Consider the following 18,343-nt stretch of genomic DNA (forward strand, 5'->3'; position numbering starts at 1 on the left):
CAGGTGGGGACGTCTCAGGCCGTACCGGCCGGTTTCGGTTCCGCGGCCGGTTGTGCGGCCGGTTCCTTCGCCAGTTCCCGCGCCGGTTCCGCCGTCGGTTCCGTCGCCTGTTCCGCCGTCGGTTCCGCGAGGACCGCGAAACGGGCGCCCTGGTTGTCGTGGAGGACGGCGATACGGCCGTGCGGGGTGCTGAAGGCAGGGGTGGCGACCCGGCCGCCGAGGCGGACGGTGGTCGCGCAGGCCTGGTCGCAGTCGCGGACGGCGAAGTAGACGAGGACGTGCCCCGGCATCTCCGCGGGGAAGTCGTCGGTGATGACGGCGCGCCCGCCGAAAGCGCTGTCGTCGCCGGTGCGGGAGCCGGGCGGTGACCAGACGCGGTAGTCGAAGCCGGCTTCCCTGCCCTCCTCCCCGGCGTCCACCTGGCGGCCGAGGTAGTGGAAGACGCGGGCGTAGAAGGTGTCGGTGGCCTCCGGCCGGCGCGTGTACACCTCCATCCAGCAGAACGAGCCCGGTTCGTTCGTGACCTCGAAGCCGTCGTCGTCGCCCGCCTGCCGGAGCCCGATCACGGCGCCGCCGGGGTCCGCGGCCAGCGCCAGGACGCCGAAGGGGCCGACGGGGTACGGCTCCATGATCATCTGCCCCCCTGCGGCCTTGATCCGGGCGGCGAGGCTGCCCGCGTCGCGGGTGGCGAGGTAGAGGGTCCAGGTGGTGGGCATGCGGCCGTCGCGCTTGGGGAGGAGCCCGGCGACGCGTCGCCCGTCGAGGAGCGCCTCGTCGCGGTCGGGGTCGAAGGTCCAGCCGAACAGCTCGCCGTAGAAGCGCTTGCCCGCTTCGAGGTCGGGAAGCTGTGCGTCCACCCAGCAGGGGGTGCCCTCAGTACGTACGGCCATGTCACCACGCTAGGACGGAGGAGGGGCGCCCGCACGCCCCGACATACGAACATATAGGCGATTTATCGGCCCAGAACCCTTGGGGCGCCTGCGTTGTCCACCGAAGTTGTCCACAGGCTGTTCATAAGACTATTCGGGTACGGGACTCCCCCGGCCTCCCCCCGGCCTCCCCCTCCCCTGACGCCGGCGCCACCCCACCTGGCTTGAACCCGCCCCTCGGCCTCGGGGCCGGAGACCCGCGTCTACCTCGCAGAACACCCGCGGAACAGGGTCGCACCCCATTTGCAGTCGGCCGAATCGCGCGCCGACACCCCCTCGGTAAGCTGACGGCATGACAGGACAAGTACGCACCGTCGACGGCCGCGTGGCCGGACGACGCGGTCAGGCGACGCGGCAGAAGCTGCTCGACTGCCTCGGTGAGATGCTCAGCTCCTCGCCCTACCGGGACGTCAAGGTCATCGATGTGGCCCGGAAGGCGGGTACTTCACCCGCGACGTTCTATCAGTACTTCCCGGACGTCGAGGGAGCGGTGCTCGAGATCGCGGAGGAAATGGCCAAGGAGGGCGCCGCGTTGACCGCGCTGGTCTCCGGCCGCTCCTGGGTCGGCAAGGCCGGCTGGCAGACCTCCGAGGAACTCGTCGAAGGCTTCCTGGACTTCTGGCGGAAGCACGACGCGATCCTCCGGGTCGTGGACCTCGGCGCCGCGGAGGGCGACAAGCGGTTCTACAAGATCCGCATGAAGATCCTGAACTCGGTCACCAACTCCCTCACGGACGCGGTGAAGGAGCTCCAGGCCAAGGGCAAGGTCGACAAGGAGGTCAGCCCCGCCGCCATGGCGGGCTCGCTCGTGGCGATGCTCGCCTCGGTCGCGGGCCACCAGAAGGGCTTCACGACCTGGGGCGTGAAGCAGGCCGAACTCAAGCCGAACCTCGCCCTGTTGGTACACCTGGGCATCACCGGCAAGAAGCCGACCAGATAGCCGCCCGGACAGCCGCCCGGATCTCCGGCAACAACTCCTTCATCCGTCCTGTCGTCGACGCCGACGGCGGCCCGCCCCCACGGACCGCCGTCGGCGTCGCCGTGTGTCCGCCGCCCCCGGAGCACCGGGGCGACCCCCCTCACCGTCGCGTCAGCCGGAAGAGCCGGATCTCGCGGTCCACCCGGGCCTGGTACGTGGCGTACGGCGGCCAGAACTCGAGCGCCGCCCGCCAGGCCTCCGCCCGCTCCTCCCCGGTGAGCAGCTCCGCCCGTACGGGGATGTCGGCGCCCCGCCAGTTCACCTCGACGTCCGGGTGGGCGAGCAGGTTCGCCGTCCACGCCGGGTGCCCGGGGCGGCCGAAGTTGGAGCCGACGAGCAGCCAGCCGCCGTCCGGCTCCGGCATGCAGGCGAGCGGGGTGACCCGGGTCGCCCCGCTCCTCGCGCCCCTCGCGGTGAGCACCACCCCGGGCAGCATCTGGGCGCTGAGCAGCACTTTCCCCCGGGTGAGCCGGTGCACGGCCTTGTCCATGGCGGGGATGACATGAGGGCCGATCCGGGCGAAGGTCCGGGTCGACGACATCTTCTGCACGAGCCTGCGTCCGACGGGCATCTACGCCGCCACCTCTCGGAAGAGTCCGGTCCGTTCGGCCGCCCGTGCGCGCAGTCCCCGTACGGGACCGAAGAGGAGCTCGTCGGAGGCGGCGCGGGCGGCGAAGGGCGCGGTGGCGTCGGCCGGCCGGACCGCCTCCTCGGCGGTGGCACGCAGGGCTTCCAGCGCGTGGGCGAGCGCGAGCGGCCCGCCCTCGGGCCCGGAGCCCGTGCCGGGGCCACCGGGTCCTGACTCGCCCGCCGCGCTGTACGTGAGGGTGCGGGCGGCCTCGACCTGGACGGAGAGGTCGGCGAGCCGGTGGACGGCCGCCCCACGGGAGCCGGCGTGACCGGCCCGGGAGCAGGCGTGGGCGGCGCCCCGGTCGAGGGCGGCCCGGGCCGCCCCGACGGCTTCGGCGGCCAGCATGACGGCGGTGTGGCGGCCGGTGGCGGCGAGCGTGCCGAGGACGTCCGCCGGTTCCGCGCCGAGGAGTTCGGCCCTGGTGTCGCGGAACTGGACGGTGGCCCGGGGCCGGGTGGGGTCCAGGGCGGGCTGCCGGGTGCGGACGAGCCCGGGTACGTCGGCGCCCTCCGCCCGTACGAGGAAGAGGAGGGTACGGCTGCGGGCGAAGCCCCCCGCGTGGGCGGCGACGAGCAGCAGTCCCGCGCTGTGTCCGTCGAGGACCTGGGCGGCCTCGCCGTACAGCCGCCAGCCCTCGCCGTCGGGGCGGGCCTGGACGCCGCCCGCCCGGCCGCCGCCGGACCAGTCCTCTGCGGCGTTGTCGCCGGTGAGGCCCAGGGCGAGCGCGAGGGCGCCGCCGGGGACGGCGAGGGCGCAGGTGAGGCTTCCGGCGGCGAGGCGCGGGAGGTGCGCGGCGCGCTGGGCGGGACTGCCGAGGGCGGTGAGGAGCGGGGCGGCGAGGACGCGGGTGGCGAGGAGCGGGGAGGGGGCGAGGGCGCGGCCGGTCTCCTCGCAGGCGAGGACGAGTTCCGCGGGGCCGTGGTCGGCGGTGCACAGGGTGACGTGGCCGAGGGTGGCGGACAGCCGGGTCCACAGCTCGGGGTCGTACCCCTGGGAGGTGGCGGTGGCCACGGGGTTCTGGTGCGGCCCGGCCCGTTCGGCGAGCAGGTCCCGCAGGGTGCGGCGGAACTCCCGCTGCTCCTCGGTGAGCGGGGCGGCGAGCGCGGCGCTTTCGGCGGCGTCCATGGGGCTCCCTCCGTATCTGACGGTCCGTCATGCTAGGTCCGTCCGACGCCACTTGCCCAGAGAGACACCCGTTCCGATTCCACAGATCTGATGTACCGTCAGAAACATGGATGCCACTCCGCGCCCCGCCCGCCGCGTCGCCGTCGCAGGCGTCGCCCTCGCCGACTGCGGCCGGGTCGACGAGGCCACGCCGTACGCGCTGCACGCCCAGGCCGCCCGGCGGGCGCTGGCGGACAGCGGCCTCGACCGCTCGCTGATCGACGGCCTGGCCTCGGCAGGGCTCGGCACCCTCGCCCCGGTCGAGGTCGCCGAGTACCTGGGGCTTCGCCCCCGCTGGGTGGACTCGACCGCCGTCGGCGGCGCCACCTGGGAGGTCATGGCCGCGCACGCCGCCGACGCGATAGCCGCCGGCCACGCGAACGCGGTCCTCCTCGTGTACGGCTCCACCGCGCGCGCCGACATCCGCGCCCGGCGGCGCACCGCCAACCTCTCCTTCGGGGCGCGCGGCCCGCTGCAGTTCGAGGTCCCGTACGGCCACACCCTGATCGCCAAGTACGCGATGGCCGCGCGCCGCCACATGCACCAGTACGGGACGACCCTGGAGCAGCTCGCCGAGGTGGCCGTCCGGACTCGGGCGAACGCGGCGCTCAACCCGGAGGCGATGTTCCGCGAGCCGATCACCGTCGACGAGGTCCTGGACGGGCCGATGATCGCGGACCCCTTCACCAAGCTGCACTGCTGCCTGCGCAGCGACGGCGGGTGCGCGGTGCTGCTCGTCGCCGAGGAGTACGTCCAGGACTGCCGGACCGACCCCGTCTGGGTGCTGGGCACCGGCGAGCACGTCTCGCACACCACGATGTCCGAGTGGGAGGACTTCACGGTCTCCCCGGCGGCGGTCAGCGGCCGGCTCGCCTTCGAGCGGGCGGGCATCGGGCCCGGGGACGTCGACGTCGCCGAGATCTACGACGCCTTCACCTACATGACCCTGGTGACCCTGGAGGACCTGCGCTTCTGCGCGAAGGGGGAGGGCGGCCCGTTCGTCCAGGAGAAGGACCGGCTGCCGGTGAACACCGACGGCGGCGGCCTGTCGGCCTGCCACCCGGGCATGCGGGGACTCTTCCTCCTCGTGGAGGCGGTGCGGCAGTTGCGCGGGGAGGCGCCGGGCCTCCAGGTGCGCCGCCGGGACGGAAGCCTGCCGGAGGTCGCGGTGGCCTCGGGGACGGGAGGCTGGTTCTGCTCCTCGGGGACGGTGGTACTGGGCCGGGGCTGAGCATCACCCCACGAGCGCTGCCCAGCGCCGGAGAGTCCGGACGAGAGAATCTATACAAGCGTCATAGACAGTCGTGTAGGACATCCGTATAGTCATGTCCGCGGGCAGGGGAACGGCCCGCAGACACCCGACAAGGAGTCCCGCCATGAACGGCACCGTGAACCCCGCGAACCCCACCGAGACCGCGAAGCCCGCCCAGACCGTCCTGATCTCCGGCGCCTCCATCGCAGGACCCGCCCTCGCCCTCTGGCTGCACCGCTACGGCTTCTCCGTCACCGTCGTCGAGCGCGCCCCCGAACTGCGCACCGGCGGCTACAAGGTGGACATCAGGGGCACCGCGATCGAGGTCTGCCGCCGGATGGGAATCCTCGACGAGATCCGCGCCGACTCGACTGACATGCGTGGTGGTTCGTACGTCGACGACAGCGGCCGAACCATCGGCGAACTGCCCGCCGACATCTTCGGCGGACGCGTCGAGGAGGACGACGAGATCATGCGCGGCGCACTCGCCCGCATCCTCTACGACCGCACCCGCGACGACGTCGAGTACCTCTTCGACGACTCGATCGCCGCACTCGCCGAAGACGCCCAGGACACCGAGGACACGGAGGACACCGAGGACGGTGGCGGCGTCACCGTCACCTTCGAGAGCGGCACCGTCCGCCGCTTCGACCTGGTCGTCGGCGCCGACGGACTGCACTCGAACACCCGGCGCCTCGCCTTCGGCCCCGAGGAGCGGTTCAAGCGCCATCTCGGCGCGTACGTCTCCATCTTCACCGCCCCCAACCACCTGGGCCTGGACCGCTGGGAGACGTACCACGCGCTCCCCGGCAAGCTGGTCTGCGTCTACAGCTCGGCCGGCGAGACCGACGCCAAGAACCTCTTCGTCTTCTCCTCGCCCGAGGAACTCCCTTATCACCACCGGGACATCGACGCTCAGAAGCGGCTGCTCGCCGGCACCTTCGACGGCGACGGCTGGGAGATTCCCCGGCTCCTGGGCCACGCGGCCGACGCCGACGACTTCTACTTCGACTCGATCTCCCTCGTCGAGATGGACCGCTGGTCGAAGGGCCGGGTCGTCCTCCTCGGCGACGCCGCCCACTGCTCCTCCCCCGCCTCCGGCCAGGGCACCGGACTCGCCCTGACCGGCGCGTACGTCCTGGCGGGCGAGCTGGCCCGGGCGGGCGGCGACCACACCGTCGCCTTCGAACGCTACGAGGCGCACATGCGACCCGGCGTGGAGCAGAACCAGAAGATGGCCGAGGGCTTCGTCAAGGAGATGACCGTGGACTCGAAGTGGAAGATCGCGCTGCGCATGTTCATGGTGCGGACCCTGCCGAGGACGCCGTGGAAGAACCTCATCGCGAAGAAGATCCGCGACGACATCCAGGCGGCGGCGAACGCGGTCCCGCTCGCGGACCACCCGGCGCCCCTGACGGACTTCGCGGCGCCCACCCGAGCCCACGGCACTCCGCGCTCTACCGTGGCCGCATGACCGACTTCCACCACGCCCTGCGCTCCCTGAAGGTCTGGGACACCGAGCTGCCGTCCTTCGACCCGGCGAGCGCCCCGCCCGAGCCGCTGCCCCTCTTCCACGACTGGTTCACGGCGGCGGTCGCGGCCGGCCAGACCGAGCCGCACACCCTCTCCCTCGCCACCACCGACGAGGACGGCAGGCCCGACGTCCGTACGGTGATGCTGCACGACGCGGACGCGCGCGGCTGGCACTTCGCCTCGCACTCCACCAGTGCCAAGGGCCGCCAGCTCGCCGCCCGCCCCGAGGCCGCCCTCGGCTTCTACTGGCCGGTCCAGGGCCGCCAGGTCCGGATCCGCGGCCACGTCACCACCGGCACCCCCGAGGAGGCGTACGCGGACCTCCACGCCCGCACCACCGGCGCCCTCGCCTCGGCGCTCGTCGGCCGGCAGAGCGAGGTCCTGGACTCGTCCGACACCCTCGCGGAGGCGAGCGCGGCGGCCTGGCGCAGGGCGGAGGCGGAGCCGGACGCCCCGGCCCCCAGCTGGACGCTGTACGTCGTCGAACCGGCCGAGGTCGAGTTCTTCCAGGGCGACGGACGGCGCCGCCACCAGCGCCTCCGCTACCGCCGCGACCCGGCGGCCGGCGACGGCTGGCTGCGCGAGCTGCTCTGGCCCTGAGGGCGCACCATGGAAAGTGGAGGTGGGTGACCATGGCTACGTACATGGACGTGCACCGGGGCATGGTCGGCATCACGGCCGAGCAGCTCAGGGAAGCGCACGAGGCGGACCTCGCCGTCGAGAAGGACGAGGGCGTCCACTTCGAGAAGGCCTGGGCCGACCCGGAGTCCGGCACGGTCTACTGCCTGTCGCACGGCCCGTCGAAGGAAGCCGTCGAGCGGGTCCACGCCCGCACGGGCCACGCGGCCGACGAGATCCACGAGGTGCCCCTCACGGTGTGAGGACGCCTGGGAAGGTCAGCACGGCACAGAGCATCACGGCACAGGGCACCCCCTACGGGGTGCCCTCCGCCTCGTACATCTCCTCGATCTCCCGCGCGAAGTCCCGCAGCACCGCGCGCCGTTTGAGCTTCAGGGACGGGGTCAGGTGCCCGGAGGTCTCGGAGAACTCGGCGGTCAGGACCCGGAAGGCGCGGATCGACTCCGGCCGTGAGACCAGCCGGTTGGCCTCGTCCACGGCGCGCTGGAGCACGCCGAGCAGCTCCTCGTCCCGGGCCAGCTCCCACAGCGCGAGGTGGTCCTTGTGCCGCATCCGCCGCCAGTGGGTGAGGCCCTCGTGGTCGAGGGTGATCAGGGCCGTGACGTACGGGCGGTCGTCGCCGAGGACCACGCACTGGGCGACCAGGGGGTGGGTGCGCAGCCAGTCCTCCAGGGGGGCGGGGGCCACGTTCTTGCCGGCCGAGGTGATGAGGATGTCCTTCTTGCGGCCGGTGATCCGCAGATAGCCGTCGGCGTCGAGGGAGCCGAGGTCGCCGGTGGGGAACCAGCCGTCGTCGGTGTACGGGACGGCCGTCCCGCGCTGGGCGTCCCAGTACCCGGCGAAGACGTGACCGCCCTTGAGCCAGACCTCGCCGTCGTCGGCGATCCGGACGGACGTGCCGGGCAGCGGCCAGCCGACGGTGCCGGTGCGGGGCCGCTGCGGCGGGGTGACCGTGGACGCGGCCGTGGTCTCCGTCAGGCCGTACCCCTCGAAGACCTCCACGCCCGCGCCCGCGTAGAACTCGGCGAGCCGCGCGCCGAGCGGGGAGCCGCCGCAGATCACGTACCTCACCCGGCCGCCGAGCACGGCCCGGATGCGCCGGTAGACGAGCGTGTCGTACAGCGCCCGGGTGGCCCGCAGCGCGAGCGAGGGCGTCTCCTCCTGGCCGTAGCGGCGGGCGACCCGGGCGGCGCGGTCGAAGGAGGCGGCCCTGCCGCCGCGTTCGGCGGTGGCGCGGGCCGTGTTGTAGACCTTCTCCAGGACGTACGGGATGGCGAGCAGGAAGGTGGGCCGGAAGGCGGCCATGTCGGTGAGGAGTTCGTCGCCCTCGACGGAGGGCGCGTGCCCGACGCGGACCCGTGCGCGGACGCAGCCGACGGCGACCATCCGTCCGAAGACGTGGGAGAGCGGCAGGAAGAGCAGGGTGGCGGGGGGTTCGCTGCTCTCGGCGACGAAGACGGGATGGAGGAGCCGGACGGCGTTGTCGACCTCGGCGAAGAAGTTGGCGTGGGTGAGGGCGCAGCCCTTGGGCCGGCCGGTGGTGCCGGAGGTGTAGACGAGGGTGGCGAGGGTCTCGGGGGTGAGCAGCCCGCGGCGGGCGGTGACGGCCTCGTCGGCGACGCGGGCGCCGGCCCGGCGGAGCTGGTCGACGGCGCCGGAGTCGAGGACCCAGAGGTGGGCGAGGCCGGGGAGCTGCCGCCGCTCGTCGGAGACGAGCCGGGCCTGCGCGGAGTCCTCGACGACACAGGCGGCGGCGCCGGAGTCCTGGAGGATCCAGCGGGTCTGGAAGGCGGAGGACGTGGGGTAGACGGGGACGGTGACGAGACCCGCGGCCCAGGCGGCGAAGTCGATCAGGGTCCACTCGTAGGTGGTGCGGGCCATCAGGGCGAGCCGGTCGCCGGGGCGCAGGCCGTGGGCGATGAGGCCCTTGGCGACGGCGTGCACGTCGGCGGCGAAGCGGGCGGCCGTGACGTCGTACCACTCCCCTTCCTGCCCTTTGCGGGAGAAGAGGACGGCTTCGGGTTCCTGGCGGGCGTTGTCGTACGGCAGGTCGGCGAGGGAGCCGCGGCGGATCGGCGTGACGAGGGCGGGCACGGAGGCCTCCCGCACGACGCCGTCGACCAGGGTCTTGTACGGCTCGACCGGTTGGCCGGGGGGCGGGGCGGTGACGACGGACACGTGCGGCTCCTCGGTCTGCGCGATGAACTGAGGTCGTGCGTCGGTGCGTTGCCTGCTTCACGTGACGTAACTAGCCGGTAACCTTACTGCGCGGTAAGGCTCGACGGGGAGACCGGTGCCCGCATTTCCTGAGGCCCGCCCGGCCCGTCCGGCCCGTCGCCTTCGCCGGCCGCCCCACGGAAACGCGCGTGCCCCCTGCCGGGGGGCAGGGGGCACGCGCGGACCGGTCGGGCTGACGTGTCAGGCCGCGACGGCGACCTTCGGCTCGGCCTCACGGCTGCCGGCCGGGTCGTCGATCGGGGACGCCGAGGCGTTCTCGTACGCGGTGAGGTCGAGGATCTTCTCGCGGGCGGAGACGATCACCGGGACCAGCGCCTGACCAGCCACGTTCGTGGCCGTCCGCACCATGTCGAGGATCGGGTCGATCGCCATGAGCAGGCCGACGCCCTCCAGGGGCAGGCCCAGGGTGGAGAGGGTCAGGGTCAGCATGACCGTCGCGCCGGTCAGGCCGGCGGTGGCCGCCGAGCCGATGACGGAGACGAAGGCGATCAGGAGGTAGTCGCCGATGCCGAGCTGCACGTCGAAGATCTGCGCGATGAAGATCGCGGCGAGCGCCGGGTAGATCGCGGCGCAGCCGTCCATCTTGGTGGTGGCGCCGAACGGGACGGCGAAGGAGGCGTACTCCTTCGGGACGCCGAGGCGCTCGGTGACCTTCTGGGTGACCGGCATGGTGCCGACCGAGGAGCGGGAGACGAAGGCCAGCTGGATGGCCGGCCAGGCGCCCTTGTAGAACTGGATCGGGTTGACCTTGGCGACCGTGGCGAGCAGCAGCGGGTAGACGCCGAACATGACCAGGGCGGAGCCGATGTAGACGTCGGCGGTGAAGGTCGCGTACTTGCCGATGAGGTCCCAGCCGTAGTCGGCGATGGCGAAGCCGATGAGGCCGACGGTGCCGAGCGGGGCGAGGCGGATGACCCACCACAGGGCCTTCTGGAGGAGCTCCAGGATCGACTCGGAGAGGGTGAGGATCGGCTTGGCCCGGTCGCCGAGCTTGAGGGCGGCGATGCCGGCGACGGCGGCCATGAAGACGATCTGGAGGACGTTCAGCTCGGTGAAGGGCGTGATGACGTCCGACGGGATGATGCCGGTCAGGAAGTCGATCCAGGAGCCCTCGCGCTTCGGCAGCTTGCCGTCCTGCGGGGTGAGGCCGGTGCCGGCGCCCGGGTTGGTGACCAGTCCGATGACGAGGCCGATGGCGACCGCGATCAGCGAGGTGATCATGAACCAGAGCAGCGTGCGGGTGGCGAGCCTGGCGGCGTTGTTCACCTTCCGCAGGTTGGTGATCGAGACCAGGATCGCGAAGAAGACGAGCGGGGCGACGGCCAGCTTGAGCAGCTGGACGAAGATGTCGCCGACCTGGCCGAGGGTCTCCTTGAGCCAGGAGACGTCCTGGCTGCGGGCTATCCAGCCGAGCAGCGCGCCGAGGACGAGACCGGCGATGATCTGGGCCCAGAACGGGACCTTGGGTATCCGGGACGAGGGCTTGGTCTCGTTCTCGGGCGCGGAAGCGGGCGCGGACGCGGACACAGACACACTCCACAGGTGCGTATCGGGCAATACGGGGACGGGGGTGCGGCACACACGCGCTGCGAGCGCGGGCCGCTGCATGATGCCGGGATCAGAGCACGCGGCAACAGACCGCGGACATACAGCGGCAGAGATCGACGTGCAGGCGCGCCACGAGCGGGGTGCTCGCGGCGTCGAAGGGGCGCACTGCTGTCGTCATGGCGGATACGTTAACACTTGAACTTTGAGAACCTCAAAGCCCTTCTTTGAGGTGCCAGTACGCCCCGTCGCCTCCGAAACGCAGAAAACCCCAGGCGGGAGCCTAAGAAGCTCCCACTCGGGGTGATGATCTGTGACGAACCTTACGCAGCCCTTACACGGCGTCGGCAGGCCTTCGGCAGGCTTAGAGCGCGTCCTCCTGGGACCGGTTCTCGGCCAGCCGTCCCTTCGCGCGGTCGACCTTCGCGACGACGGCGGCGCTCGCCTCGTCCCGCACCTTGCGCAGGAGGACGAAGCTCAGCGGGGCGGAGACGACGATGGACAGCACGAGGACCCAGAGCAGGTTCGAGTCGCCGAGGCCGCGCGGCAGCGCACCGACGTAGACGAGACCCCACAGGGCGAGGAAGCATCCGGCGAAGACACCGAGACGCATCAGCGTGTAGCGGAGCATGTCAGGCCCACTCTTTCGTTCCGACGTTCCGAAAAGTACCCAAGGCCCCTTACGGGACAAGCGCCCACCCAGTGAAGCACGGCGGCGCGAACCTCCCGGGACCGGGCCCTTGAGCGCCGCGCGAGTAATATCTAAGATGCCTCTATGACCCTTACGTTTGAGGTGGACCCGACGGTCGGCCCCGCCCTGCGCGACGGCGTGCTCTCCCTCTGGGCCGACGTCTCCAACGCCGGCGGGGCGGTCGGCTTCGTCCCGCCCGTCACCCCCGACGAGATCCGACCCGCCCTGCTCAAGCACCTGGTGGCGATGGACCGGGGCGACACCCGCCTGCTCGTCGGCCGCGACGAGGACGGCGAGATCGCCGCCACCGCGTTCTTCACCTTCAACACCCACCCGCTGATGACCCACTGGGTGTGGCTCTACACGGTGATGGTCCACCCCCGGCACCAGGGCAAGGGGTACGGCGGCGACCTGATGGCGGCCGTCGAGCACACCGCCCGTACCGCCGAGGGCTTCGAGGCGATCGAGGCGATCCGGCTGACCTGCCGGGGCGGCACCGGCGTCGACCGCTTCTACGCCCGCTCCGGGTACAAGGAGGTGGGCCGCGTCCCCGACGCCATCCGGGTCGCCCCCGGCGACGACCGCGACGACATCATCATGCTGCTGCCCCTGAACTGACCGGACCGGGCACAGGATGTCGGGTCCCGCGGGCCCCGCCCTTCCTACGGTGAAGCACGCAAGAGGAAGGACGCACCCATGCTGGAGCGGCTCAACCAGGCCCTGGACCACATCGAGGATCGTCTCCGCGGCGACCTCGAAGCGGCCGAACTCGCCCGGATCACCATGACCTCGGAGTACCACTTCCGGCGCCTGTTCTCGGCGCTGGCGGGGATGCCCCTGTCGGAGTACGTACGGCGCAGGCGGCTCACCGTCGCCGGCGCCGAGGTCCTCGCCGGCGAGCGGTCGCTCCTGGAGATCGCGGTCCGGTACGGCTACGGCTCCGGCGAGGCCTTCGCCCGCGCGTTCCGCGCGGTGCACGGCGTCGGCCCCGGCGAGGCCCGCCGCACGGGCGCCGCGCTGCGCTCCCAGCCACGGATGTCCTTCCGCCTCGTCGTCGAAGGGAACAGCACCATGCGGTACAGGGTCGTGGAGAAGGAAGCCTTCCGGGTCATCGGGCGCGGGGCCAGGGTGCCCCTCGTCCACGAGGGCGAGAACCCGGCGATCGCCGCGCACATCCGGTCCATCGGCCAGGAGGCCCTCGACCGGCTCGCCCTCCTCTCGGACGGGGAGCCGAAGGGAGTCGTCTCGGCGGTCACGCACCTCTCGGAGAGCCGGGAGGAGGGCGTCGAACTCGACTACTGGCACGGGGTCGTCAGCGGCGCGGAGGTGCCGGACGGGTTCGACGCACTCGACGTGCCCGCCGGCACCTGGGCGGTCTTCGAGAACGAGGGGCCGCTGCCGCAGGCGATCCAGTACCTGTGGCGGGACGTCTTCACGCAGTGGTTCCCGTCCAACCCGTACGCGAGCCGGCCCGGCCCCGAGCTGCTGAGCGTCCGGCCCTCGGCGGACTGGACGACGGCGCGGGCGGAACTGTGGATCCCGGTGGAGCGCACGGAGGCGTGACGCACACGTGAAGAAGGGCCGGCGGGGCGTCCCGCCGGCCCTTCGTCACGCGAGGAACTCAGACCCGCATCGCCTGCGGCGACTCGCGCCGGTCAGCGTCCGGGCCCGGGTACTCGCGGATGATCTCGTACCGGGTGTTCCGCTCGACCGGGCGGAAGCCCGCGTCCCGGATCAGTTCGAGCAGGTCCTCGCGGCCCAGCTTGTTCGGCGTGCCGTAGTTGTCGGCGTCGTGCGTGATCTTGTACTCGACGACCGAGCCGTCCATGTCGTCGGCGCCGTGCTGGAGCGCGAGCTGCGCGGTCTGGACGCCGTGCATGACCCAGAAGACCTTGACGTGCGGCACGTTGTCGAAGAGCAGCCGGGAGACCGCGAAGGTCTTCAGGGCCTCGGCACCGGTCGCCATCGTGGTGCGCGCCTGGAGCTTGTTGCGGATCTTGCCGTCCTGCATGTCGACGAAGTCGTGCTGGTAGCGCAGCGGGATGAAGACCTGGAAGCCGCCGGTCTCGTCCTGGAGCTCACGCAGCCGCAGCACGTGGTCGACGCGGTGCCGGGGCTCCTCGATGTGCCCGTACAGCATGGTCGAGGGGGTCTTGAGCCCCTTCTCGTGGGCGAGCCGGTGGATCCGGGACCAGTCCTCCCAGTGGGTGCGGTGGTCCACGATGTGCTGCCGGACCTCCCAGTCGAAGATCTCGGCGCCGCCGCCGGTCAGCGATTCGAGACCGGCCTCGATGAGCTCGTCGAGGATGTCGGACGCGGACATCCCGGAGATCGTCTCGAAGTGGTGGATCTCGGTGGCGGTGAAGGCCTTCAGGGAGACGTTCGGCAGGGCCTTCTTGAGCTCGGAGAGGGAGCGCGGGTAGTAACGCCAGGGCAGGTTGGGGTGCAGCCCGTTGACGATGTGCAGCTCGGTGAGGTTCTCGTTCTCCATGGCCTTCGCGAGGCGCACGGCCTCCTCGATGCGCATGGTGTACGCGTCCTTCTCGCCCGGCTTGCGCTGGAAGGAGCAGTAGGCGCAGGAGGCGGTGCAGACGTTGGTCATGTTCAGATGCCGGTTGACATTGAAGTGGACCACGTCGCCGTTCTTGCGGGTCCTGACCTCGTGGGCCAGACCGCCGAGCCAGGCGAGGTCGTCGGACTCGTACAGGGCGATGCCGTCCTCACGGCTCAGCCGCTCACCGTCCCGGACCTTCTGTTCAAGCTCGCGCTTGAGCCCAGCGTCCATCTCCGGCCGCCTCCCTCTCCTCTGCGAAATACGCCTTGTCCCTGACGAAACAGGCCTTGCCAACCGTACTCTCAGGCCTCTTCGGGCAGCTCTCCGACCCGGTTCTCCCACTTCGTGGAGAGCACGATCGTGGTGCGGGTGCGGGAGACGCCCTTGGTGCCGGAGAGCCGGCGGATCGTCTTCTCCAGGCCGTCGACGTCGTTCGCGCGCACCTTGAGCATGAAGGAGTCGTCGCCCGCGATGAACCAGCAGTCCTCGATCTCGGCGAGGTCCTTGAGGCGGCGGGCCACGTCCTCGTGGTCGGCGGCGTCCGAGAGGGAGATGCCGATGAGGGCGGTGACGCCGAGGCCGAGCGAGGCGGCGTCGACGGTGGCGCGGTAGCCGGTGATGACTCCGGCGGCCTCAAGGCGGTTGATGCGGTCGGTGACGGAGGGGCCGGAGAGCCCGACGAGCCGGCCGAGCTCGGCGTACGAGGCCCGACCGTTCTCGCGCAGAGCCTGGATGAGCTGCCTGTCCACGGCGTCCATAGGTATGAAGCCTTCCATTGTCCAGCGATACCGCGATTTTGGGTATAGAATCTAAGGTACACAGGGGTCAACGCCCTGTGAATCTTTCAACAGATCAAAGACGATCTTTCAGGAGTGGTGTTCACCGTGTACACGATCGAGATGGCCTACGCCCGTATGCGCGAGCTGCAGGAGCTGGCCAACCGCTCGCGTGCCCACCAGCCGACCGCCGCCTCGAAGCGCGCCGCCAAGAAGCACGCCAAGAAGCGCTGATCAGACCGCGAGGGTCCTGATCCGAGGGACAGGCCCTAACCCGACCGGGGGGTCGCTCCACCGAGCTCTCCCTCCCAACGGCGGTACAGCCGGTGCGGCACTCCCGCCGCGTCGAGCACCCGCCCGGCGACGAAGTCCACCAGATCCTGGATGTGCGTCGCCCCCGCGTAGAACGCCGGAGAGGCGGGCAGCACCACCGCGCCCGCCTCGTCCAGCGCCACCATGTGCTTGAGCGTCTGACCGTTCAGCGGGGTCTCCCGCACCGCGACGACCAGCGGCCGCCGCTCCTTCAGCGTCACGCTCGCGACCCGCTGCAGCAGGTCCTTCGAAAGCCCCAGTGCCACTCCCGCCACCGCCGCGGTCGAGGCCGGCACCACCAGCATCCCCTTCGCCGGGTACGAGCCCGAGGACGGCCCCGCGGCCAGGTCACCGGCCGCCCAGTACCGCACCCCGCTCACGTCGACCGCGAACGTGTCGGGCTTCCCGTCGGCGCCCCGCGCCAGCCAGGACGCCAGGTCCTCGCGCCAGTGGGCGTCCCGGAAGGAGATCCCCGTCTCGTCGAGCAGCGTGAGCCGCGAGGCCCGCGACACGACGAGGTCGACGCTCTCCCCCGCGGCGAGCAGCCCCCTCAGCACGGCGGCGGCGTACGGCGTGCCCGACGCCCCGGAGACCCCCACGATCCAGGGGGTGCGCTTGCCGTCGTTCATGCCGTCGAGCCTATCCGTCATCGGGCCGGGGCCTACGGGGTGAGCCCGCGGACCAGCAGGTCGAGGAGGGCGCACACGAAGAGGCTGATCCCGATGAAACCGTTCGTCGTGAAGAACGCCCGGTTCAGACGGGACAGGTCGTGCGGCTTCACGATCGAGTGCTCGTAGCAGAACGCGGCCACCACGATCACGAGGCCGGCCCAGAAGAACAGACCGGCGTCGGTCACCAGGGCGTACCAGACGAGCAGCCCCGTGGTGACGACGGCGGAACCGCGGGCGCCCCAGAGCGCGGCCGGAACGCCGAAGCGGGCCGGCACCGACATGACGCCCTCGGCCCGGTCCGCCTGCACGTCCTGGCAGGCGAAGATCAGGTCGAAGCCGCCGATCCAGATGCCGACGGCGAGACCCAGGATGACCGCGTCCCAGGACCACTCGCCGGTCACCGCGAGCCAGGCGCCGATGGGCCCCATGGCCTGGGCGAGTCCGAGGATCGCGTGGGGGAAGTTCGTGAACCGCTTGCCGTACGGGTAGACGACCATCGGGACGACGGCGAGCGGCGCGAGCGCCAGACAGAGCGGGTTCAGCAGGGCCGCGGCGCCGAGGAAGACGACGACGGCGATCCCGGCCCCGGTCCACGCGGAACGCACGGACACGGCCCCGGTCACCAGCTCGCGACCGGCGGTGCGCGGGTTACGCGCGTCGATCTCGCGGTCGATGATCCGGTTGCACGCCATGGCGAAGGTGCGGAGCCCCACCATGCAGACGGTGACGAGGAAGAGCGTCCACCAGTGGATGTCCCGGTCCACCTGGTACATGGCGGTCAGGGCCGCGATGTACGCGAAGGGCAGCGCGAAGACCGAGTGCTCGATCATCACGAGCCGCAGGAAGGCCTTGGTGCGTCCCGGCTGGGCGCCGGGGACGGCCGCGGTGGTCACAGTCCGTACTCCTTCCAGCGCCGGTCCACGAGGGCGGCCGTCGCTGGGTCCGACTCGACCATGTCCGGCCAGCCGCCGTCCCGGGTGTAGCCCTCCTCGGGCAGCTTCTTCGTGGCGTCGATGCCGGCCTTGCCGCCCCAGAACTGCTGGTAGGAGGCGTGGTCGAGGTGGTCGACGGGACCCTCGACGACGGTGAGGTCGCGGGAGTAGTCGGTGTTGCCGAGGGCCCGCCAGGACACCTCGTGCAGGTCGTGGACGTCGCAGTCCTTGTCGACCACGATGATCAGCTTGGTCAGCGACATCATGTGCGCGCCCCAGATGGCGTGCATGACCTTCTGCGCGTGCTTCGGGTACTTCTTGTCGATCGAGACGATCGCGCAGTTGTGGAAGCCGCCCGACTCCGGCAGGTGGTAGTCGACGATGTCCGGCACGATGATCTTGAGCAGCGGCAGGAAGAACCGCTCCGTGGCCCGCCCGAGCGGCCCGTCCTCGGTCGGCGGCCGGCCGACGACGATCGACTGGAGCAGCGGACGCTTCCGCATGGTCACACAGTCGATCTTCAACGCGGGGAAGGGCTCCTGCGGCGTGTAGAAGCCGGTGTGGTCGCCGAAGGGACCCTCCGGCAGCATCTCGCCGGGCTCCAGCCAGCCCTCGATGACGACCTCGGCGTTCGCCGGGACCTGGAGCGGGACGGTCTTGCAGTCGACCATCTCGATCCGCTTGCCCTGCACGAAGCCGGCGAAGAGGTACTCGTCGATGTCGCCGGGCAGCGGGGCGGTGGAGGCGTACGTGACGGCGGGCGGGCAGCCGAAGGCGATGGCGACGGGCAGCCGCTCGCCCTTCGCGGCGGCGACGGCGTAGTGGTTCCGGCTGTCCTTGTGGATCTGCCAGTGCATGCCGATGGTGCGCTTGTCGTGCCGCTGGAGCCGGTAGAGGCCGAGGTTCCGGACGCCGGTCTCGGGGTGCTTGGTGTGCGTGAGCCCGAGGTTGAAGAAGGAGCCGCCGTCCTTGGGCCAGGTGAACAGCGCGGGCAGCATGTCGAGGTCGACGTCGTCGCCGGTGAGCACGACCTCCTGCACGGGCGCGTTCTCGGCCTTCACCTTCTTCGGCGGCACGTGGACCATCGAGCCCAGCTTGCCGAAGGCCTCGCGGACGCCGACGAAGCCCTGCGGCAGCTCGGGCTTCAGCAGCCCGCCGATCTTGTCGCTGATCTCGCCGTACGACTTCAGGCCGAGGGCCTTGAGCAGCCGCCGGTCCGTCCCGAAGACGTTCATGGCGAGAGGCATCGAGGAGCCCTTGACGTTCTCGAAGAGGAGCGCCGGGCCTCCCGCCTTGTTCACCCGGTCGACGATCTCCCCGACCTCCAGGTACGGGTCGACTTCGGCCTTGATGCGCTTGAGGTCGCCTTCGCGCTCGAGGGCCCTGAGCAGCGAGCGGAGATCGTCGTAAGCCATAGGGGCAAGTATCGGTCACGGGCTAGGCTTGACCTGTCACCGGGGCCTTCGAAACGAACCCCGCCATTGCTTCCAGGGGGCT

Annotated in this window: 19 protein-coding genes; 8 read left to right on the forward strand and 11 right to left on the reverse strand. The window is 71.1% G+C overall.

What is annotated here, in order from left to right:
• Positions 1-14: 14 nt before the first annotated feature.
• Complete coding sequence (locus IO20_RS0105910; RefSeq protein WP_030546738.1) at positions 15-890, reverse strand: VOC family protein; 876 nt, start codon at positions 888-890, stop codon at positions 15-17.
• A gap of 331 nt (positions 891-1,221) precedes the next feature.
• Here IO20_RS0105910 and IO20_RS0105915 point away from each other — a divergent pair, with 331 nt between their 5' ends.
• Positions 1,222-1,869 (forward strand): TetR family transcriptional regulator, encoded by a 648-nt coding sequence (locus IO20_RS0105915; RefSeq protein ID WP_030217164.1) that lies wholly within the window; start codon positions 1,222-1,224, stop codon positions 1,867-1,869.
• A 139-nt stretch (positions 1,870-2,008) separates the two neighbouring features.
• Here IO20_RS0105915 and IO20_RS0105920 read toward each other — a convergent pair whose 3' ends face one another.
• Together IO20_RS0105920 and IO20_RS0105925 are read right to left on the reverse strand one after the other, a co-directional pair.
• Positions 2,009-2,479, reverse strand: coding sequence for a nitroreductase family deazaflavin-dependent oxidoreductase (locus tag IO20_RS0105920; protein ID WP_030546740.1), 471 nt, complete (start codon positions 2,477-2,479; stop codon positions 2,009-2,011).
• The gene (locus IO20_RS0105925; protein WP_030546742.1) at positions 2,480-3,664 is read right to left on the reverse strand and encodes an acyl-CoA dehydrogenase family protein; all 1,185 of its coding nucleotides are present in this window, start codon (positions 3,662-3,664) and stop codon (positions 2,480-2,482) included.
• A gap of 106 nt (positions 3,665-3,770) precedes the next feature.
• Here IO20_RS0105925 and IO20_RS0105930 point away from each other — a divergent pair, with 106 nt between their 5' ends.
• From IO20_RS0105930 to IO20_RS0105945, 4 genes are all read left to right on the forward strand, one after another.
• Positions 3,771-4,934: a thiolase C-terminal domain-containing protein gene (locus tag IO20_RS0105930; RefSeq protein WP_030546744.1), complete on the forward strand. Its 1,164-nt coding sequence runs from the start codon at positions 3,771-3,773 to the stop codon at positions 4,932-4,934.
• A 145-nt stretch (positions 4,935-5,079) separates the two neighbouring features.
• Positions 5,080-6,429 (forward strand): FAD-dependent monooxygenase, encoded by a 1,350-nt coding sequence (locus tag IO20_RS0105935; RefSeq protein WP_051874289.1) that lies wholly within the window; start codon positions 5,080-5,082, stop codon positions 6,427-6,429.
• On the forward strand, positions 6,426-7,088 hold the full coding sequence (locus tag IO20_RS0105940) for a pyridoxine/pyridoxamine 5'-phosphate oxidase (RefSeq protein WP_030546749.1): 663 nt from the start codon (positions 6,426-6,428) through the stop codon (positions 7,086-7,088). The genes IO20_RS0105935 and IO20_RS0105940 overlap by 4 nt, the downstream gene beginning before the upstream one ends.
• Before the next feature lie 32 nt (positions 7,089-7,120).
• Complete coding sequence (locus IO20_RS0105945; RefSeq protein WP_030217146.1) at positions 7,121-7,369, forward strand: SCO4226 family nickel-binding protein; 249 nt, start codon at positions 7,121-7,123, stop codon at positions 7,367-7,369.
• 52 nt (positions 7,370-7,421) lie between these two features.
• Here IO20_RS0105945 and IO20_RS0105950 read toward each other — a convergent pair whose 3' ends face one another.
• The 3 genes from IO20_RS0105950 to IO20_RS0105960 form a co-directional block, all read right to left on the reverse strand.
• Positions 7,422-9,305 (reverse strand): AMP-dependent synthetase/ligase, encoded by a 1,884-nt coding sequence (locus IO20_RS0105950; RefSeq protein ID WP_030546751.1) that lies wholly within the window; start codon positions 9,303-9,305, stop codon positions 7,422-7,424.
• Positions 9,306-9,545: 240 nt separating this feature from the next.
• Positions 9,546-10,892 (reverse strand): dicarboxylate/amino acid:cation symporter, encoded by a 1,347-nt coding sequence (locus IO20_RS0105955; protein ID WP_051874290.1) that lies wholly within the window; start codon positions 10,890-10,892, stop codon positions 9,546-9,548.
• Positions 10,893-11,274: 382 nt separating this feature from the next.
• Positions 11,275-11,541 (reverse strand): DUF4229 domain-containing protein, encoded by a 267-nt coding sequence (locus IO20_RS0105960; protein WP_030217133.1) that lies wholly within the window; start codon positions 11,539-11,541, stop codon positions 11,275-11,277.
• 144 nt (positions 11,542-11,685) lie between these two features.
• Here IO20_RS0105960 and IO20_RS0105965 point away from each other — a divergent pair, with 144 nt between their 5' ends.
• A complete protein-coding gene (locus tag IO20_RS0105965; protein ID WP_030546756.1) occupies positions 11,686-12,219 on the forward strand; it encodes a GNAT family N-acetyltransferase in 534 nt (177 codons plus the stop codon).
• Between the two features lie 78 nt (positions 12,220-12,297).
• On the forward strand, positions 12,298-13,164 hold the full coding sequence (locus tag IO20_RS0105970) for an AraC family transcriptional regulator (RefSeq protein WP_030546758.1): 867 nt from the start codon (positions 12,298-12,300) through the stop codon (positions 13,162-13,164).
• A 58-nt stretch (positions 13,165-13,222) separates the two neighbouring features.
• Here IO20_RS0105970 and mqnE read toward each other — a convergent pair whose 3' ends face one another.
• Together mqnE and IO20_RS0105980 are read right to left on the reverse strand one after the other, a co-directional pair.
• Entirely contained in the window at positions 13,223-14,386 is a 1,164-nt protein-coding gene (gene mqnE, locus IO20_RS0105975; RefSeq protein WP_030217125.1) for an aminofutalosine synthase MqnE, read from the reverse strand.
• A gap of 71 nt (positions 14,387-14,457) precedes the next feature.
• Positions 14,458-14,913 (reverse strand): Lrp/AsnC family transcriptional regulator, encoded by a 456-nt coding sequence (locus IO20_RS0105980; protein WP_030217123.1) that lies wholly within the window; start codon positions 14,911-14,913, stop codon positions 14,458-14,460.
• A gap of 114 nt (positions 14,914-15,027) precedes the next feature.
• Here IO20_RS0105980 and IO20_RS40670 point away from each other — a divergent pair, with 114 nt between their 5' ends.
• Complete coding sequence (locus IO20_RS40670) at positions 15,028-15,165, forward strand: hypothetical protein (RefSeq protein WP_169749498.1); 138 nt, start codon at positions 15,028-15,030, stop codon at positions 15,163-15,165.
• Between the two features lie 35 nt (positions 15,166-15,200).
• On the opposite strand, the gene IO20_RS0105990 is transcribed toward IO20_RS40670, so the two are convergent.
• Genes IO20_RS0105990 through IO20_RS0106000 form a run of 3 tightly spaced genes read right to left on the reverse strand, consistent with a single transcriptional unit; the run spans position 15,201 to position 18,261 of the window.
• Complete coding sequence (locus tag IO20_RS0105990; RefSeq protein ID WP_030546760.1) at positions 15,201-15,872, reverse strand: UbiX family flavin prenyltransferase; 672 nt, start codon at positions 15,870-15,872, stop codon at positions 15,201-15,203.
• A 32-nt stretch (positions 15,873-15,904) separates the two neighbouring features.
• Positions 15,905-16,807 carry a menaquinone biosynthesis prenyltransferase MqnP gene (gene mqnP / locus IO20_RS0105995; protein ID WP_030546762.1) on the reverse strand — a complete coding sequence of 301 codons (903 nt, stop codon included), beginning with the start codon at positions 16,805-16,807 and terminating at the stop codon, positions 15,905-15,907.
• Positions 16,804-18,261, reverse strand: a complete 1,458-nt coding sequence (locus IO20_RS0106000) for a menaquinone biosynthesis decarboxylase (protein WP_030217118.1) — start codon at positions 18,259-18,261, stop codon at positions 16,804-16,806. Before IO20_RS0106000 ends, mqnP begins: the two co-directional genes overlap by 4 nt.
• Positions 18,262-18,343 lie beyond the last annotated feature (82 nt).

The organism is Streptomyces exfoliatus (assembly GCF_000725545.1).
Lineage (GTDB): Bacteria > Actinomycetota > Actinomycetes > Streptomycetales > Streptomycetaceae > Streptomyces > Streptomyces exfoliatus.

Bases quoted from the DNA above. Each gene is read 5' to 3' on its own strand.
- IO20_RS0105935 (WP_051874289.1), top strand. From the start codon at position 5,080: ATGAACGGCACCGTGAACCCCGCGAACCCCACCGAGACCGCGAAGCCC.
- IO20_RS0105990 (WP_030546760.1), bottom strand. From the start codon at position 15,872: ATGAACGACGGCAAGCGCACCCCCTGGATCGTGGGGGTCTCCGGGGCG.
- IO20_RS0105965 (WP_030546756.1), top strand. From the start codon at position 11,686: ATGACCCTTACGTTTGAGGTGGACCCGACGGTCGGCCCCGCCCTGCGC.
- mqnE (WP_030217125.1), bottom strand. From the start codon at position 14,386: ATGGACGCTGGGCTCAAGCGCGAGCTTGAACAGAAGGTCCGGGACGGT.
- IO20_RS0105940 (WP_030546749.1), top strand. From the start codon at position 6,426: ATGACCGACTTCCACCACGCCCTGCGCTCCCTGAAGGTCTGGGACACC.
- IO20_RS0105980 (WP_030217123.1), bottom strand. From the start codon at position 14,913: ATGGACGCCGTGGACAGGCAGCTCATCCAGGCTCTGCGCGAGAACGGT.
- IO20_RS0105945 (WP_030217146.1), top strand. From the start codon at position 7,121: ATGGCTACGTACATGGACGTGCACCGGGGCATGGTCGGCATCACGGCC.
- IO20_RS0105910 (WP_030546738.1), bottom strand. From the start codon at position 890: ATGGCCGTACGTACTGAGGGCACCCCCTGCTGGGTGGACGCACAGCTT.
- IO20_RS0105930 (WP_030546744.1), top strand. From the start codon at position 3,771: ATGGATGCCACTCCGCGCCCCGCCCGCCGCGTCGCCGTCGCAGGCGTC.
- IO20_RS0106000 (WP_030217118.1), bottom strand. From the start codon at position 18,261: ATGGCTTACGACGATCTCCGCTCGCTGCTCAGGGCCCTCGAGCGCGAA.
- IO20_RS0105925 (WP_030546742.1), bottom strand. From the start codon at position 3,664: ATGGACGCCGCCGAAAGCGCCGCGCTCGCCGCCCCGCTCACCGAGGAG.
- IO20_RS0105915 (WP_030217164.1), top strand. From the start codon at position 1,222: ATGACAGGACAAGTACGCACCGTCGACGGCCGCGTGGCCGGACGACGC.
- IO20_RS0105970 (WP_030546758.1), top strand. From the start codon at position 12,298: ATGCTGGAGCGGCTCAACCAGGCCCTGGACCACATCGAGGATCGTCTC.
- IO20_RS0105960 (WP_030217133.1), bottom strand. From the start codon at position 11,541: ATGCTCCGCTACACGCTGATGCGTCTCGGTGTCTTCGCCGGATGCTTC.
- IO20_RS0105920 (WP_030546740.1), bottom strand. From the start codon at position 2,479: ATGCCCGTCGGACGCAGGCTCGTGCAGAAGATGTCGTCGACCCGGACC.